Raw genomic sequence first — 17,634 nt, 5'->3', positions numbered from 1 at the left:
TCAGCCGCGCTGCCGCCGGTGCCACCGCCCGGCGGTGACGGCCCAGGCCGCGTCCCACTCGCGGTAGCGGCGGCGGTCGAGCAGCCACCGCCCGGCCAGCAGGCCGCCGGAGGCCAGCAACGCCGCCGTCAGCACCACGAAGACCATCATCCCCACCCCGCGGAGCTGGATCTCCAGCGGCTTCTTCGGCGCGGTGGCCGGCCTGCCCTCGGCGTCGATCCAGATCCGCACCCGCGTGCCGCTCGCGGCCAGCGCCGGGGCCACCACCTCGCCCGTGTGCGCCGCGCCCGCCGGGGTCGTCCACCAGGCCCGCGCCCGCGGCGGCTGCGCCGGCACCTCGCTGAACGACGCCCTGGCCGGCGGCGCGTCCTCCAGCAGGGTCGCCGTCACCTGCTGCCGCCCGTCCGGCCCCACCCGGGTCTCGGCCATCCCCGCCCGGTAGGCCGCCTGCCCCGCCAGCACCGCGGGCCAGGCGCTCAGCACCACCAGCAGGATCGCCACCGCCACGAAGGCGGACTCCAAGCGGTCCGAGCGGCGGCGCAGCGGGTTGTCGTCCAGCCGGTACCTGCGCACGAGGGGCATGAGGGATTCGAGGGCAGTCTTCATCGCGCACCTACTTGCTCGAGGACACAGGGGTGCGCCTCACCTGCCCGGAGGAGGAGTGCCGTAAGCCTCACCGCTGGGAGACCTTCGGCTGCGTCCCGCCGGAACTCGGCCGGGCGACCGCTCGTTGTGTCGGCGCAAGCAGTCGATCATCAACAGGGAGAGTAGAGCCGTGGTCTTCAAACGGATGCTGGGCGCGCTCGGCGTCGGCGCGCCTTCGGTGGACACCGTCCTGTCCACGCCGCGCACCCGTCCGGGTGGCACGCTGCGGGGCGAGGTCCGGCTCAAGGGCGGCGACTTCGACGCCGAGATCGAGCACGTCACGCTCGGCCTGGTGGCCCGCGTGGAGATCGAGTACGGCGACTCGGAGGGCGCCGGGGTGAACGAGTTCGCCCGCACGCAGGTCTCCGGGCCGTTCACACTGCGCAAGGGCGAGGACCGCGTGCTCCCCTTCACGATGCCGGTCCCGTGGGAGGCGCCGGTCAGCGAGATCGACGGGCAGCCGCTGCGCGGCATGGTGCTCGGCGTGCGTACCGAGCTGGCCATCGCCAAGGCGGTCGACAAGGGCGACCTCGACCCGTTCGCGGTCGAGCCGCTGCCCTCGCAGCTGCGCATCCTGGAGGGTTTCCTGGACCTCGGCTTCCAGTTCAAGTCCGCCGACCTGGAGTCCGGCCGGCTGATCGGCGTGGACCAGCGGCTGCCGTTCTACCAGGAGATCGAGTTCTACCCGCCGCCGCAGCACCGCGGCCACGTCAACGAGGTCGAGGTGACCTTCGTCGCCACCCCCGACGGGCTGACCGTCGTCCTGGAGGCCGACAAGCGCGCCGGCCGCTACTCCGGTGACGCCATCGACCACTTCACCGTCAGCCACGACGACGCCCTGCGGACGAACTGGTCCGGCGAGATCGAGAGCTGGCTCCAGCGCCTGGCCTCGTACGGCGGCCACCACGGCCCCGGCGTCCTGCACGGCGACCCCTACGGCCACCACTACGACGACCACCACCACGGCCGCCACCACGGGGGCGGCGGCATGGGCCTCGGCGCGGTGGCCGCTGCGGGCGCCATGGGCGTGGCGGGCGGCCTGGTGGCCGGCGAGATCGTCGAGGAGATCTTCGAGGGCGACGACGACGGCGGCGACGAGTGGTGACACCGAGCGGCGACGGCGAGCGGCGGCGGTGCGGTGGCCGCGTGCCGGTGACTGCGTGCCGGTGATGGTGCGCCGGTGATGGTGCGCCGTTGACGGTGCGCCGTTGACCGCGTGCCGGTGACTCGGCGGCGGGCGGTCGCGGGATCATCCCGTGGCCGCCCGCCCGCCCGCTGCCGGCGGCGCCCGACCTACGGGCCGGCGCCCCGGCGGCGCTCCGACGGCACGCCGAGTGCCGCCGGAGCGCCCGCCTCCCGTTGACACGGCACCCCCCACCCCACGAAACTCTCTCGGAACGCCGCAAGGCGCCTACTGTAAACGTTTACAGCTCCCCTCGGAGTGGTCGATGCCCCTGTCCCGCTGGATCGGCGCCGCCGCGCTGGCCGTCCTCACCACGCTCACCCTCCTCGCCCCGCCCGGCGAGACGGGCACGCGCGCGAGCGGCACCCTCACCACCGGCTCGGCGCCCTCGCCGGCCCTCGGCGGGGAGGCCGTCGCCTACACCGCCTACCTCCCCGCCGGCTACGACCGGGGCAGCGCCCGCCACCCCGTCCTCTACCTGCTGCACGGCCGCGGCGACACCATGCAGGCGTGGACCCGCGTCAAGACCACGCTCGACGACCTGATCCGCACCAGGCGCATCCCGCCGGTCATCGCCGTCATGCCCGACGCGCCGTGGAGCGGGCGCGGAAGCTGGTACACCGACTCCCGCTACACCGGCTCCGACCTGCCCGGCCGCAAGGTGGAGACCGCGCTCGCCCGCGACCTGGTGGCGCACGTGGACGCCACCTACCGCACCGCCCCGATCCGCGAGGCCCGCCTGGTCGGCGGCTACTCGATGGGCGGCGCGGGCGCGCTCCGCCTCGCCCTCGCCCACCAGGACGTCTTCAGCGCCGCCGCCGTCCTCAGCCCGGCCGTCTACACCCCGCTGCCGCCCGGCGACTCCTCCGCCCGCGACTACGGCGCCTTCGGCCAGGGCGCGGAGAAGTTCTCCGACGACGTCTACCGCGAGCTCAACTACCCCGCCCTGCTGCCGGAGCTGGACCCCGACCTGCCGGTACGGCTGTTCGTGGCCGTCGGCGACGACGAGTACGCCAACCCCGACCCCGCCGACGCCCGCCACGACCTCGACTTCGAGTCCGCCGCCCTCTACAACGCCGCCCGCCGCTCGCCCGCGATCTCGGCCCAGCTCCGCGTCCTGGACGGCGGCCACGACTGGGCGGTCTGGGCGCCCGCCTTCGAGCAGGCCCTGGCCGAGCTGGGCCCCGGTCTCAGCGTGACGCCGCCGGCCGGCCTGCCCGGCCCGCTGCACGGCAGCTCCGCCACCGACTGGGCCGGCGGCGTCGCCGCCCACGCCGACGGCTCCCTGACGGTCGGCTACGCGGCCGGCGGGCCGGTGGCCGGGCAGCGGCCCGCCGGCCGCCTGGACGCCGTCCTCACCCGTACCGGCGCGAACGGCTGGACCCGCCTGCTCGGCACCGCCGCCGACGAGCGCCTGTACGGGGTCGCGCCGCTGCCCGACGGCGGCGTGCTGGCCGCCGGTTACACCAAGGGCGACCTCGACGGCGAGCACCCGGGCAACGCCGCCGACGACGCGTTCGTGGCCAGGCTCGGCCCGGACGGCGCGGTGCGCTGGATCACCCAGTTCGGCGCGCCGGACGCCGCCGACCGCCTCTACGGCCTGGCCGCCGCGCCCGACGGCGGCGCGTACGTGGCCGGCTACACCAAGGGCGCGCTCGACGGCCCGAACGCCGGTGACAAGGACGCCCTGGTGGCCCGCCTGACCCCGTCCGGCGAGCTGGCCTGGCTGCGCCAGTACGGCGGCCCCGGCGAGGACAAGGCCCACGGCGTGGCCGCCGACGCGACCAGCCTCTACGTCGCGGGCAGCACCACCGCCGCGCTGCCGGGCACGACCGCCCTCGGCGGCCTCGACGGCTGGCTGGCCGCCTTCACCGCCGCCGACGGCGGCCGGGCGTGGGCCACGTCCGCCGGCGGCGCCGGCGACGACCGGCTGAACGCGGTGACCGTCACCACCGGCGGCCTGGCCGTGGCCACGGGCGCGGTCGCCGGTGACGTCCACACGGCGGCCTACACCGCCCGCGGCAAGCGGCGCTGGACGCACACGCTCGCCACGCCCGCCGCCGACGAGGGCGCGGCGGTGGTCCCGCTGCCCGGCGGCGAGGCCGAGGTCGTGGGCTACACACGCGGCCGGGTGGGCGTGCAGGCGGGCGGCGCGGACGTGCTGACCGCCCGCCTCGGCGGCGGGGGCGAGCAGCGGGCCGCCGCCCAGTTCGGCACCGCCAGGGACGACGCCGTGGACCCGTTCGCCGAGACCGACCTGTACGCCGCCGCGACCCCGTCCGGACAGGTCGCGGTCTCCGGCCTCACCTACGGCTCCCCGCGGGGCGGCGCGGCCCCGGGCAACGGGGACGTCTTCCTCGCCACGGTCGCGCCGTCCACGGGCCTGCCCTCCTGACCCGGCACATTCCTCGATCCCGGAGGTGAGCATCCCCTGACCGCCGCAGTCCTCGCCCGCCCCGCGGCCGCCCGCGCATGCTTGGCGGACAACCTGAGCCGGGGGGCGGAGTGGTGGAATGGATGGCGGCCGCGGGCTTGGGGGCCGTGGGGGGAACGATCGTCGAGATCCTCTACGTGTGGAGCTCGCTGACGGCGTGGCAGCAGGCCCGCAGGAAGGCCAGGGAGCGGCGGCGGGCGCGGCTGCCGCGCCTGGACGAGTACCTGGACCCGGTCGCGGACGCCCTGGTCGCCGCCACCCGGCTGGCGCTGGGGGCGGCCGCGGCCCTGCTGTTCAGGGACCAGATCACCGGCACGATGGCGGCGATCGCCGTGGGCGCCTCCGCCCCGGCGCTGCTGCGCCAGGTCGGCACCCTGCGCACGTTGCAGGGGACGCCGCAGGAGGAGCCCGCGGCGTCCGGTGAGTCGCGGGAGGCGGCACGGTGAGGAGTCTGGGCGAGCGCTACTGGCACGCCCTCATCGACACCCGGCCGGTCGTGCCGGTGCCGCCGCTCGACCGCCGGGGCAGCCTGTGGCGGCGCTACTGGGCGTCCCTCCTGGGCCTCCCTCCGGGACCGCCCGCCCCGTCGCCGCCGCGGCGGGGGCTCCTGCCGTTCCTGCGGCTGGGCCTGGTGCCCGTCGCGGTGGCCGGCCTGGCGCTCGCCCTGGGCGTCACCGTGTTCGCCCCGCGGCGCGAACCGGGCGGGGGCGTCGCCGCGAGACCGCCGTCCCCCGCGGTCGAGACCGCCCGGCCGGGCGAGCGGCACGTCGCCCTGACCCGCGTCCTGCGCGTCCCGCGGCGGGGGAGGAGCCTGTGGCGGGTCGTCCCCGACGGCGCGTCGCCCGCCGCCGCCGCGCGGGCGGACTTCGCCGTCTCGGGCTCGCGCGTCCTCGTGGACGGCACCCGCGCCCGCGCGGGCGGGTGCCCGCCCGGCCCGCTCGCCGCGCCCCGCGCCCCGGGGAAGCTCGACCGCCGGGTCGTCCCCGGCCGGCCGCTGTGCCTGCTGACCCACGCCCTCGGCCCGGTGACCGTCGTGTTCGGCGAGCCGTCCGGCGGGCGCGTGAAGCTCACCCTCAGAACGTGACCAGCGGGTCCCCCACGAAGTCGGCGATGAAGTTGACGAAGAAGAACCCGAAGAACAGGAAGTTCAGCACGAGGATGACGTAGTGCCACGGCCGGGGCCGGGCGGGCCTGGGCAGCCTGCTGTTCAGGTACATGAGCAGGAACGGGTAGATCAGCGCGCCCAGGTTGGACATGTTGGCCGACCATTCCACCAGCCCCACCGGCAGCGACTGGAAGATGACGACCGAGATGGCCACCAGCAGCACGATCATGAACGGGTAGTAGAACCGGCGCGGATCGCCCTCGACGAGCGCGCGCAGGCGCGGGCTGGTGGCGTTGGCGGCGTCGGTCGTCACCCGCACCATCGCCTCGAAGATGCCGAGCTGCGTGGAGAACAGGATCAGCACCCCGATCACCAGCGCGAGGTAGAACACCACCCGCCCGTACTCGTCGCCGAGCACCCCCGCCACGAACGTCGGGACGTTCGCCCGCGTCGGCCTCTCGCCCGACAGCGTGACCGCCTGCGCCATGAGGATCGTCGGCAGCAGCATGCCGAGGACGGCGCCGACGAAGAACACCCCCCACATGTCGATCATCAGCAGCCGGTACCAGCGGCGCCACAGTCCCCGGTTGCGCTCGTCGTCGGGGAAGGTGACCCCGCTGGCCAGGACCCGGGTCCGGTCGCCGCGCAGCCCCGAGAGGTAGCCGACGCGGTGGCCCATGCCGTAGCCCTTGTCGCGGTAGTGGCCCATGACGTACCAGTTGAGGCCGGAGGCCAGGGCGGTGAACCCGGCCAGCGCGCCGAGCTGCGTGGCGGTGATCCCGGCGGGCGGCGCGGCCGGGGTGACGAAGCCGCGGATGCCCTCCCACCACTGGCCGAACGGCACCACGAGCAGGTCGACCGCCACCAGCGCGAGCAGGATCGCGCCGACCATCACCCAGTTGGCCAGCTCCAGCGCGCGGCTGATGCGGCGGGCGAAGGCGGTGATGAGGAAGACCAGCACGAGCAGGGCGACGGCCCACCAGCGCGGCTCGGCGTCCGCGGCGGCCGGGGCCACGCCGTGGACCAGCGCGTAGACGCCCTGCCCCGCCGAGGCGGCCCAGCCGCCCGCGATGAACGCGAAGATCACGATGAGCACCGACAGCGGCACCCACAGCGTCCAGCCCGGCGGCACCCGTCCCCAGCCGACCACCGGCGTCTCGCCGGTCGCGAGGACGTAGCGCGAGCACTCCACGTTGTAGAAGGTCTGGAGCAGCGCGGACACCACGATCACCCAGCCGACGCCGACGAAGCCGTACTGGCCGACGTTGAGCGGGCCGAGCAGCCACTCGCCGCTGCCGATCGAGATGCCGAGCGCGATCAGGCTGGGGCCGACGGCGTACTTGACGATCTCCTTGGGCCCGATCCTGGAGACCTTGAAGACCTCTTCGGGCGTGGGCAGGTCGGTGACCTGGAGATCCGGGCGGCTGACTCCGAGCGGGTGTGTCATGGCACTGCCTCCTGCCGTTCAGGGTGATCCCGGGCGGGAGCTGCATCAAGGCCCAAATCGACCGGCCGGAAGCGGGGGGAAAGGATCGGAGGGTTCGCGCGTGGCGTTACACGGCGTTACGGGAGTGACTACGTAGTGTTAATGAGTGTTGTCACTCCGTGACTACAGGGGAGGGATTGTGAAAGGTAACCTCATAGCCGTCGCCGGTCTGCTCGGCGCCGCTGTCGCGATCGTCGGCCTGGCGGGCCCGGCGAACGCCCACACCGTCTGCGACCTCAGCGTCAACGACGACACCCACACACTCGGCATCGACGCCCACGGCGTCTTCGCCGGCCGCCGCGACGCCGAGGCCTGCAAGGACAGGTACAGCTGGCACGACCACCGCGACTGGAACAAGGACGAGGGCTGGGGCAAGGACGAGGACTGGGGCAGGTGGCGTAGCCACGAGCACGGCTCCGGCTGGGGCGGTCCCGGCTGGGGCGGCTCGGACTGGAGCGACTCGGGCCACGGCTGGGGCCGGGAGTCCCGTTACCCGGTGAACCGGATCGGCCGCTTCTAGGCTCTTCTGGACCGGCCCGGTCCCGGGGCCACGCGAGTGCCCCGGGACCTGCTCCGGCTCCCCGGGCGTCACGCCCCCTCCACCTCCTCGGCCCGCGACCGTGCGGGCCTTTCTGCGTGCCCGGACCCCGCGCGCCTGTCCCGTGCCCGGACCCCGCGCCTGTCCCGTGCCCGGACCCCGTGCCAGGGCACGCCGACGGCCCGGCCGCCCTCCTCGGCGACCGGGTGGCGGCGATCCGCGCTCAGCGGTCCACGATCTCGTTCTTGCCGATGACCACGACCCCGCCCCGCGTCAGGGCGAAGCGCGTGCGGTCGTACTCCAGGTCGAACCCGATCCGCGCGCCGTCCGGGATCACGACGTTCTTGTCGATGATCGCCTTGCGCACGATCGCGCCCCGCCCGACCTTGACGTTCTCCATCAGCACGGAGTCCTCCACCAGCGAGTGCGAGTGGAGCACCACCTTGGGCGACAGGATCGAGCGCACGGCCGTGCCGCCGGAGACGATGACGCCGGGCGAGACGAGCGAGTCGAGGGCCCGCCCCACCCGGTCGCCGTCGTTGTGGACGAACTTGGCCGGCGGCAGCGGGTCGTGGCCGGTGAAGATCGGCCACTTGTCGTTGTACAGGTTGAACACCGGGTGCGCCGAGATGAGGTCCATGTGGGCCTCGTAGTAGGCGTCCAGCGTCCCCACGTCACGCCAGTAGCCGCGGTCGCGCTCGTTGGAGCCGGGCACGATGTTGTTCTTGAAGTCGTACACCTCGGCGCCGCCCGACTTGACCAGCATCGGGATGATGTTCCCGCCCAGGTCGTGCTTGCTGGACGGGTCCAGCGCGTCCTCGCGCAGCGCGTCGATCATCGACTGGGTCTTGAACACGTAGTTGCCCATCGAGGCGTACACCTCGTCGGGCGAGTCCGCGAGACCCACCGCGTCCTTCGGCTTCTCCCTGAACGCGACGATCCTGCGCCCCTGGGGGTCGGTCTCGATGACTCCGAACTGGTCGGCCAGCGACAGCGGCTGCCTGATGGCGGCCACGGTCACGTCCGCGCCGGAGTCCTCGTGCTGCTCGACCATCTGCCGCGGGTCCATCCGGTAGATGTGGTCGGCCCCGAACACGATGACGTGCTCGGGCATCTCGTCGTAGATCAGGTTCAGGTTCTGGAACAACGCGTCGGCCGAGCCGGAGAACCACCGGGGCCCGAGCCGCTGCTGCGCGGGGACGGGCGTGACGTAGTTGCCGAGCATCGCCGACAGCCGCCAGGTACGCGAGACGTGCCGGTCGAGGCTGTGGTTCTTGTACTGGGTCAGCACGACGATCTTCAGGAAGCCGCCGTTGGCCAAGTTGGACAGCACGAAATCTATGAGCCGATATATCCCCCCGAACGGCACCGCCGGTTTGGCCCGATCCGCCGTGAGCGGCATGAGCCTCTTGCCCTCTCCACCTGCCAGCACAACCGCAAGCACCCTCCGGGACCTCATGCCCGAGACGCTACCCTCAAATAGCCGTTCTATCGACGAATCCCGGCACGCGAGACTTCCTTTGTGTCCTGATTTGCGGCTGATGGCCGGGTCGGGGTTACCGACCCTGGGCATGTCGATTGTGTTCCCTATGCTCGCGTTGCTCGTAAGGTCTTCTCTATGCGTGTTGATCTGCTCAGCCGGGAGTATCCGCCCGAGGTGTACGGCGGCGCCGGCGTGCACATGGAATACCTGGCCAGGGAGCTGCGCCGGCTGGCCGAGGTGCGGGTGCGCTGCTTCGGCGCGGACCGCGACGAGCCGGGCGTCTCCGCCTACCGGGTGCCGGGCGGGCTGGAGCGGGCCAACGCCGCCCTCCAGGTGCTCGGCGTGGACCTGGAGATGGCCGCCGCCTGCGAGGGCGCGGACGTCGTCCACTCCCACACCTGGTATGCCAACTTCGCCGGGCACGTCGCCAAGATGCTGCACGGCGTCCCGCACGTGATCACCACGCACAGCCTGGAGCCGCTGCGGCCGTGGAAGGCCGAGCAGCTCGGCGGCGGCTACACGATCTCCTCCTGGGCCGAGCGCACCGCCCTGGCCGCCGCCGACGCCGTCATCGCCGTCTCGGCGGGCATGCGCCGCGACGTGCTGGCCGCCTACCCCGAGATCGACCCCGGCCGGGTCACCGTGATCCACAACGGCATCGACACGGCCGAGTACGTCCCCGACCCCGGCACCGCCGTCCTGGAGAAGCACGGCGTGGACCCCGGCCGCCCGTACGTGATCTTCGTCGGCCGCATCACCCGCCAGAAGGGCCTGGTGCACCTGCTGCACGCGGCGCGCTCGTTCGACCCGGACGCCCAGCTCGTGCTCTGCGCGGGCGCGCCCGACACGCCCGAGATCGCCGCCGAGGTGAGCGGGCTGGTCCGCGACCTCGACCGCGACGGCGTCCTCTGGATCCAGGAGATGCTGCCCAAGCCCGAGGTCATCCAGCTCCTGACGCACGCCACGGTGTTCGTGTGCCCGTCGGTCTACGAGCCGATGGGCATCGTCAACCTGGAGGCGATGGCCTGCGAGACGGCCGTGGTGGCCACCGCCACCGGCGGCATCCCCGAGGTGGTGGCCGACGGCGAGACCGGCCTGCTCGTCCCCATCTCCCAGGACCGCGACGGCACCCCGCACGACCCCGACCGCTTCGCCGCCGACCTCGCCGAGCGGGTCAACGCCCTGCTGGGCGACCCGGGACGGGCCAGGGAGATGGGCCTCGCGGGCCGGGCGCGGGCGGTCGAGCACTTCTCCTGGGAACGCATCGCCCACCGCACCCTGGAGCTGTACGCCGGGCTGTGAGCCGCCCTGGAGCCGCGCGCCGGATTGTGAGCCGGGTTGTGAGCCGGGTTGTGAGCCGGGTTGTGAGCCGCCGCCGGCGGGGCCGCGCGGGCCCCGCCGGACCGGGGGTCACCTCGCCCGTTCCAGCACCACCACGGGGATCTCCCGGTCGGTCTTCTGCTGGTACTCGTCGTACTGGGGCCAGGTCGCGGCCATGACCCGCCACATGTCCGACTTCTCCTCCGGGCGGGCCGTGCGGGCCCTGGCCTTGAACTTGTCGCCCTTCACCTGCACCTCGACCTCGGGCTCCGCCTTCAGGTTCTTGTACCACTGCGGGTCGTCGGGCGCGCCCCCGTAGGAGGCCACGACCAGGTAGTCGTCGCCGTAGGGCTGGTAGATCAGCGGCGTGGTGTACGGCCGGCCCGAGCTGCGGCCCTTGGTGGTCAGCAGCAGGACGGTGGTGTTGTTCCAGTCGTGTCCCTCCGCGCCGTCGGTCTCCTGATAGCGCTGGACGTGTTCCTTGCCATAGAGCATGCCCGCGACCTACCCACCACGGGCGCGCCTACATCGCCGCCCGCGGGGTCTGTACGAAGAGTTGGCCACCACCATGATCACCCCACCGCCCGGCCCCGGCTGTACGCCGCCGCGCGCCGGTGAGAGCCTGAGCCCATGACCGATCCGGCCGGGGCGCTGGCCGCCCGCATCGAGCGGTTCGAGCAGGCCGCGGATCCCGAGCTGATCTGGGATCCCGCGGCGCTGGCCGAGGCCGAGCAGGCGATGCGGGCATGCGCCGGCGACCGCTCCGACGCCGCGACCTGGCGGCTGATCGGCATGCTCCACCTCGCCCGTTACCGCCTCGACCCCCGCACCGCCCAGGACGCGGCGGTCGCGGGCGCCTTCTTCGCCGCCGTGGCCGTGCTCGACCCCGGACGGCTGCCGCCCAAGCTGCGCGGCGCCCGCGTACCGCCCGGTGACACGGCCGCCACCTGGACCGGGCTCGTCGAGGAGGTGCTCCGGCACGTGGACCCGGCCGCGTACTGGCACGCCGGGCTGCTCGTGCACGCCCTCGTCCGGCGCGCCGTGGCCCACCTCACCCCCGACGCCGCCGGCCGGCTCGGCGAGCTGCTGCTCCAGCAGGCCATGCGCTCGGCCGACCCGTCCTGGGCGCCCGGCGCGCTGGCCCTGCTCGGCGGCGGCCTGGTGCGGCTGTTCGGCGAGACGGGGGAGCGGGAGCACATCGACGACGCGGTACACGTCCTGCTCAGGGCCGCGCTGGGCGCTCCGGGCGAGAGCGCCTGGCGGGCGGAGCTGGCCGCGGCGCTCGCCCTGGCCGTGCCCGGCGACGAGGAGCTGACCCGGGCGTACCTGGCGGCGGCCGAGTCCGAGCCGGGCACCCGCGACCGCTCCCGGGCGCTGCTCACCCTCGTGGACCTCACCCAGGCCCGCGCCGTCCGCTCCTGGCTGGACGACGACCTTCTCGCCTTCATCCGGGTGGGCCAGTGCGCGCTGGACTTCTGGCACGAGCAGTGGGCGCATCCGGGGGTGCTGGCGCCGTACGCGGCGGGGCTCGTCGAGTGGTACGTGGTGACGGGGGACGAGCGGTCGCTGGAGGCCGGCCGCGAAATGCTCCAGGCCCTCGGCATCCCCGCCTCTCCCGCTTCCACCCCTCCCGCTTCCGTCTCTCCCGCTTCCGCCTCTCCCGCTTCCGCCCTTCCCACTTCCGGCCTCGCCTCCGCCCCCATCGGGCCCGGGCCCGCCGGTCCCGGGCCCGGTGGCCCCGTGCCCGCCGATCCGGCGTCCGGCGGCTCCCTCTCCGCCGGTCACGCCCGGGTCCGCGTCCTCGGCCACCGGCTCGATCCCCGTACCGCCGCCTCCAGCGTCACCGGTGACCTGGCGCGGCGGCTCGGGGCCGATCCGCTCGCCCGGCTCGTGCTGCTCGGCGAGCGCCGCTGGCGCCGCTACGAGACGACCGGCGCGCAGCCCGACCTGGACGTCGCCGTCGCCACCCTGCGCGAGGCCGTCCAGGTGGCCCCGCCCGGCCACCCCGACCGCCCCCGGCTCCTCGCCGACCTGGCCACCGCCCTCCTCGAACACACCCTGGCCACCGGCGGCGACCCCGCCGGGCCCGTCGCCGCCGCCCGCACGGCCCTGGCCGCTCACCCCCACGGCCACCCGGCCCGCCCTGGCGCCCTGTTCCTCCTCGCCCGCGCCCTCCACCTCCACCTCACCCCCGCCGCCACCGGCGAAGCCGTCACCGCCCTGCGCGAGGCCCTCGCCGCCGGCGACCGCCTGGCCTCGCGCCTGGAGGCGTACACGCTCCTGTCCGAGCTGCTGCTCCGGCGCGCCACCCACCCCGAGGACGGGCCCGGCGGCGCCGGCCGCGCGGAGGACCTCGACGGCGCCGTCCTGGCCGCCCGCCAGGCCGTCGAGCTGGCGACGAAGAGCTCCCGCGACCAGCCCTCCGCCCACCGCCTCCTGTCCCGCGCCCTGATCGCCCGCTTCTCCCTCCTCGCCGACCCCCGCGACCTCGGCGAGTGCCTGGCCCTCGCCGGCGACGACGACCCCGACGTGCTGGCCCGGCTGGACGCCCTCCTCGCCGCCCCCGCCGTCCTGCCCATCGACGACCACCTCGCCGGCTCCGCCACCGAACTGGCCTTCCAGACCTCCGACGAGGACCTGGCGCTCAAGCTCCTCCACTACGCCGAACGCCACCACGCGACGACGGCCACCGGCCGGGGCGCGTTCCTGCTCGACGCCGCCCTCCGGCTCACCGCCCTCGGCCGCCACCGCGCCGCCGACGCCGTCCTGGCCCGCGCCGCGACCGCCTTCGACGAGGAGGGCGACCGCATCCGCGCCGCCCGCGCCCTCTCCCTCCAGGGCTTCAACCACGACCGGCTGGACGACCCCGCCGCCGCGGCCGAGGCGTTCGAGCGCGCGGCGGCCGTCCACCGCGCGCTGGGCGACACCCGGGCGGAGGCCGAGCAGCTCGGCCACCTGGGCGACGTCCTCCTGCGCGCGGGGGACCCGGCCGGGGCCATCGAGCAGCGCCTGCGGGCGGTCGCCCTGTGCTCGGGCGCCGGCCTGGCGGCCGAGGAGGCCGCCCACCAGGTACGCGCCGCCGACGCCTACCTGGCCGCCGGCGACCCCGCCGCCGCGCTGGCCTGCGCGGCCCGCGCCCGCGAGCTGTACCTGGCGCTCGGCGAGCCCCGCGAGGCCGCCCTGGTGCTGGTCCCGGCCGCCCGCGCCGCCATCGACCAGGACGACCTCACGGCCGCCGTGGAACGCATCGCCGCCTGCGCCATCGAGCTGGAGGCCGCCGGAGCCTGGGAGGACGCCTGCCGGGCGCTGGACGCCCACGCCGTCCTGCTGGCCGGGCGCGGCCACCGTGCGCAGGCCGCCGCCTGCGAGGCCCGCCTGGTCGAGGTCGTACGGCGCCGGGGCGGGCGGCGCGAGCCCGCCGACGAGTGGTACCGCATCGCGCAGCGCCGCCGCGCCACCGGCGACCCGGCGGGCGCGCGGGCCGCCTTCGAGCTGGCCGAGCACGAGTACCAGGCGATCGGCCACCCCGACGGCTCCGCCTCCGTCCGCTACAACCTGGGCGCCCTCGCCTACGCGGAAGGGGACGCCGGGCGGGCGCTGGAGGAGTTCGGGGCGGCGGCCGGGACCTTCGCCCGGCTGCGCGCCGCCGTACGGGAGGCCACCGCCCTGACCATGCGCGCGGCCTGCCTGACCGCCCTGCGCCGTCCGGACGAGGCGGTCGCGGAGCTGGACCGGGCCCTGGAGCTGGCCGCCGGGGAGGGCGACCCGCACGCCCTCTTCCTCGCCACCCTGCACCGCGCGGTCCTGGACGACCACCTGGGCGACCCGCGCGCCGCCGGCGAGCGCCTGCGCGCCGCCCTCGGTCTGGCCGCCGCCGACCCGCTCAAGGAAGCCGTCGTCCACGCCCGGCTGGCCTTTTTGTCGGCCCGCCTCGGCGACCTGCCCGCCAGGATCGACGCCCTGGAGCAGGCGGTCAACGGCTTCCGCGCCGCCGCCCAGCCCCGGCTGGCCGCGCTCACCGCGCTCAAGCTCGGCTTCGTCCTGGAGGAACGCGGCGAGTACCGCCGCGCCCGCACCACCCTGGAATCCGCCCTGACCGCCCTGACCGCCCTCACCCCCACCTCCGCCCCACCGCCACCCCCCGGCCCCGCCACCCCGTCCGACGCCCGCCCTACCGCCTGGCCCGATGCCCGGCCCGATCCCCGGCCCGATTCCCAGGCCGCCATCCGGCCCGATGCCACGGGGGCGGCGCCGTTCGAGATCGTCGTGGCCCTGGCGCCGTCGGGGGACCTGGAGGCCGGCGTCCTGGCGCGGGTGGCCGCCATGCAGCTCGCCCTCGGCGACCTCACCCGGGGCCGGGCCACCCTGGCGGAGGCCGTCGCCGCCCTCCCCGCCGCCCGCGCCCGCTCGGCGGCGGGCGAGCGTCTGGAGACGTGGCTGCGCCTGGAGGAGGCCGAGGCGGCGGGAGACGTCCCCCTGGCCCGGGCCGTGGCCGAGCAGCTCCTCGCCCAGGCGCCACCCCCGGCGGCCGGCACCGGCTCACCACCCGCCCGGGACGGCGACGGCGACCGCCACGGCGACGGCGACCGCCACGGCGACGGCGACCGCCACGGCGACGGCGACCGCGACGGTTCGGGTGCCCCCGCCCCGCTCCTCCCGCAGGACCGTTCCCACCTTCTCGCCAAGCTGTCCGCCTACTGCCTGTCCCTGGGCGACCCCACCGCCGCCTACAGCCACGCCGCCGAAGGGTACGAGCTGCGCGACGCCAGGGTGGTCGAGCACCTGCGCAACCTGGGTGCCGCCGCCCGCGCCCTCGGCCGTCCCGACGAGGCGATCGGCCATCTCACCCGCGCGGTGCAGCTGGCCCGCGACGACAGCCGCCCGGCCCTCCCCGTGTCCCTGGTCCGGGCCCTGACCGCGCTGGCCCCGGCCCTCGCCGGCCAGGCCCGCTGGACGGACGCCGCCCGCGCCTACGACGAGGGCCTGGCGCTGACCACGGCCCCGGTGTGGCGCGCCCTGCGCCCGCCCCTCCTGTCCGGCCGCGCCGCCCTGCACCTCCAGCTGGGCGAGCTGGACGCCGCCGCCTCGCGCTACCGGGAGGCCATCGCGCTGCGCGAGGAGCGGGAGGAACGAGCCGGCCTGGGCGACGACCACGCCGGCCTCGCCCTCGTCCACCTCCTCCGGGGCGAGAGCGCCGAGGCCCGGCCCCTCCTCGAACGTGCCCTGGCCGTCCACCGCGAGACCGGCGACGACCGGGCGGCCGTCCTGACCCTGCTCGCCCTCGCCGACCTGGAGAACTCCTCCTCCACCCCGGCACCCCCCGCCCCCGCCCCGGAGACGTCCTCTCCTCCGGCGGCGGTCCACCTGCAGGAGGCGCTGGACCTGGCGCGGCGGATCGGGTTCGAGGCCGGGGAGGCGCTCGCGCTGGCCGGGCTCGGAGCACTGGACCTCGCCGCCACCGCCATCGACGCCGCCGCCGCTACTGCCGCCGAGACCACCGCCACCGCCGTCGCCGCAGATCCGGCCCAGGCCCGTGACCGGCTGTCCCGGGCCGTCGAGCTGTTGCGGGCTCTGGGGCACGAGCCGGCGCTGGGGTTCGCCCTCGAACGCCGCGCCGCCGCCGCCGAGCGCACGGGCGACCTGGCCGCCGCCCTCGCCGACGCCGAGCACGCCTGCGACCTCGACCTCGCCGCCGTCCTCGATCCTCGCGACCCCGCCCCTCACCGCACGCCGGCCCCCGGCTTCGGCGGGAGCACGGCCGTGGCCGACCGGGCGGTCTCCCTCGCCGTACGCCTGGGGCACGGCATGGCCGCCTGGGCCCGCGCCGAGCAGGCCAAGGCGTGGACACTGGCCGCGCAGCTCGGCGGCGGCCGCTGGCCCGCGCCGCCCGACGTCCCCGCGGAGCTGCTGGAACGCGAGGAACGCGACCTCCGCGCCGCCCGCGCCCTCGTCTCGGCCGCCGCCCGCACCCGGGATCCGGTCCAGGCGGCCGCGCTCGTCCACCGCGCCCACGCCGTACGGGACGGCCTGGAGACGTTGTGGCGGCACCTGGAGCCCGCCGCCCCCGGTCACGTGGCCGCCCGCCGCGCCGCGCCGCTCGCCAGGCCCGAGCTGGACGCCCTGGTCACGCGTGGCGAGGCGACCGGGCTGCTGGGCTTCCACGTGGGGGAGGGCGGCATCACCGTGCTCGCGCACCGCACCGGATGGTCCGAGCCCCGCGCCTTCCCGTCCGCGGCGGATCCCGGCCTGCTGGCGGACTTCACCGCGACCGTCGACGGCGACCGGCCCGGCCTGCTCGACCTCGCGGCCCGCAGGCGCCGTCTCGACCTGTGGCGCCGCCTGGCCGACCTGCTGCTGGCCGACGCGCTCCAGGCGCTGGGCGACGACCTGGCGATGCTCCATCTCCTCCCGCACCGCGAGCTGCACCGCCTCCCGCTGCACGCCCTCGCCCCCGGCGGGGGGCCTCCGCTGATCGAGCGCTGCCCGGTCACCTACGCCCCGTCGGCCGCCGCCCTGGCGCGCGTGGCCCAGCGCGCCCCGATCCGCGCCGGCGGGCGGTCACTGGTGATGGGCTTCGGTATGGGCACGCGCTCCGGCACGGGCGCAGGCTTCGGCACGGGTACGGGCTCGGACTTCGGCGCGGGCGCGGGTACGGGCTCGGGCTTCGGCGCGGGTACGGGCGCGGGCTTCGGTACGGGCGGAGGCACGGGCTCTGGCGCGGCGGAGGCGGCGGTCGCGGAGGTGGCGGCCCTGCTCGGCGCCGCTCCGCTCACCGGCCGCGCCGCCACCTCGGCCCACCTGGCCGGAAGCTGGGACGTCGTCCACCTGTCCGCCGACGCGGTACCGGACGCGGTGCCGGGCATGGCGTCCGGCATGGTGCCGGGCATGGTGCCGGGCATGGTGTCCGGCACCGCATCCGGCACCGCATCCGGCACCGCATCCGGCGCGGCGTCCGGCACCGCATCCGGCACGGTGCCCGGCGCAGCATCCAGCATGGCGCCCGGCGCAGCGTCCGGCATGGTGTCCGGCACCGCATCCGGCATGGTGTCCGGCGCGGCGTCCGGTGGGCGGGATCCGTTCGCCGCGGGGGTGCGGCTGGCCGACGGCGTGCTGACCGCGCGGCGGATCATGGGCATGCACCTGCGGGCCCGCCTCGTCGTCGTCGCCGGGTGCGAGCGGGGCCCCCGTACCGGTGACGGCGTAGCCGCCCTCGGTCACGCGCTGCTGCACGCCGGCGCCCGCGCCGCGCTCCTCACCCTCTGGCCGCCCGCCGCCGAGATCACCCGGGCGCTCGTGCGCGACTTCCACACCGCGGTCCGTACGGGCACCGCCCCGGCCCAGGCGCTGCGCGATGCCGTGCTGTCGCTGCGCGAGCTGTACGGCCCCGCCGAGCCCGAGCTGTGGGCACCGTACGTGCTGGTCGGCCTGCCCGAGTGACGG

Annotated in this window: 11 protein-coding genes; 7 read left to right on the top strand and 4 right to left on the bottom strand. The window is 75.7% G+C overall.

Translation table 11 applies throughout. The annotated features are described in order from the left end of the window. Entirely contained in the window at positions 1 to 606 is a 606-nt protein-coding gene (locus AB0H75_RS11580) for a hypothetical protein (RefSeq protein WP_367794353.1), read from the bottom strand. A 169-nt stretch (positions 607 to 775) separates the two neighbouring features. Here AB0H75_RS11580 and AB0H75_RS11575 point away from each other — a divergent pair, with 169 nt between their 5' ends. The 4 genes from AB0H75_RS11575 to AB0H75_RS11560 all read left to right on the top strand — a co-directional run bounded on the left by AB0H75_RS11575 (position 776) and on the right by AB0H75_RS11560 (position 5,346). After that, the gene (locus tag AB0H75_RS11575; protein ID WP_367794350.1) at positions 776 to 1,750 is read left to right on the top strand and encodes a sporulation protein; all 975 of its coding nucleotides are present in this window, start codon (positions 776 to 778) and stop codon (positions 1,748 to 1,750) included. A gap of 343 nt (positions 1,751 to 2,093) precedes the next feature. Further along, a complete protein-coding gene (locus tag AB0H75_RS11570) occupies positions 2,094 to 4,223 on the top strand; it encodes an alpha/beta hydrolase-fold protein (protein WP_367794347.1) in 2,130 nt (709 codons plus the stop codon). A 122-nt stretch (positions 4,224 to 4,345) separates the two neighbouring features. After that, positions 4,346 to 4,708, top strand: a complete 363-nt coding sequence (locus AB0H75_RS11565) for a hypothetical protein (RefSeq protein ID WP_367794344.1) — start codon at positions 4,346 to 4,348, stop codon at positions 4,706 to 4,708. Next, a complete protein-coding gene (locus tag AB0H75_RS11560) occupies positions 4,705 to 5,346 on the top strand; it encodes a hypothetical protein (RefSeq protein WP_367794341.1) in 642 nt (213 codons plus the stop codon). The genes AB0H75_RS11565 and AB0H75_RS11560 overlap by 4 nt, the downstream gene beginning before the upstream one ends. Here AB0H75_RS11560 and AB0H75_RS11555 read toward each other — a convergent pair. Continuing rightward, positions 5,336 to 6,814, bottom strand: a complete 1,479-nt coding sequence (locus AB0H75_RS11555; protein WP_367794338.1) for an Nramp family divalent metal transporter — start codon at positions 6,812 to 6,814, stop codon at positions 5,336 to 5,338. The two genes, AB0H75_RS11560 and AB0H75_RS11555, sit on opposite strands and share 11 nt — an antisense overlap. A 178-nt stretch (positions 6,815 to 6,992) precedes the next feature. Here AB0H75_RS11555 and AB0H75_RS11550 point away from each other — a divergent pair, with 178 nt between their 5' ends. Beyond that, positions 6,993 to 7,373 (top strand): hypothetical protein, encoded by a 381-nt coding sequence (locus AB0H75_RS11550; protein ID WP_367794335.1) that lies wholly within the window; start codon positions 6,993 to 6,995, stop codon positions 7,371 to 7,373. 241 nt (positions 7,374 to 7,614) lie between these two features. On the opposite strand, the gene glgC is transcribed toward AB0H75_RS11550, so the two are convergent. Next, positions 7,615 to 8,850, bottom strand: coding sequence for a glucose-1-phosphate adenylyltransferase (gene glgC / locus AB0H75_RS11545; RefSeq protein ID WP_367794332.1), 1,236 nt, complete (start codon positions 8,848 to 8,850; stop codon positions 7,615 to 7,617). A 159-nt stretch (positions 8,851 to 9,009) separates the two neighbouring features. Between glgC and glgA the strand changes: the two genes are divergently transcribed. Next, complete coding sequence (gene glgA, locus AB0H75_RS11540) at positions 9,010 to 10,176, top strand: glycogen synthase (protein ID WP_367794329.1); 1,167 nt, start codon at positions 9,010 to 9,012, stop codon at positions 10,174 to 10,176. 108 nt (positions 10,177 to 10,284) lie between these two features. On the opposite strand, the gene AB0H75_RS11535 is transcribed toward glgA, so the two are convergent. Next, positions 10,285 to 10,689 carry a nitroreductase family deazaflavin-dependent oxidoreductase gene (locus AB0H75_RS11535; protein WP_367794326.1) on the bottom strand — a complete coding sequence of 135 codons (405 nt, stop codon included), beginning with the start codon at positions 10,687 to 10,689 and terminating at the stop codon, positions 10,285 to 10,287. Positions 10,690 to 10,824: 135 nt separating this feature from the next. Between AB0H75_RS11535 and AB0H75_RS11530 the strand changes: the two genes are divergently transcribed. Next, complete coding sequence (locus AB0H75_RS11530) at positions 10,825 to 17,631, top strand: CHAT domain-containing protein (protein WP_367794323.1); 6,807 nt, start codon at positions 10,825 to 10,827, stop codon at positions 17,629 to 17,631. Positions 17,632 to 17,634: the final 3 nt, after the last annotated feature.

This window comes from Nonomuraea sp. NPDC050783 (assembly GCF_040802095.1).
Classification (GTDB): Bacteria; Actinomycetota; Actinomycetes; order Streptosporangiales; family Streptosporangiaceae; genus Nonomuraea.
Note: the sequence above shows the minus strand (reverse complement) of the source record. Positions and strands in the feature narration are given on the sequence as shown.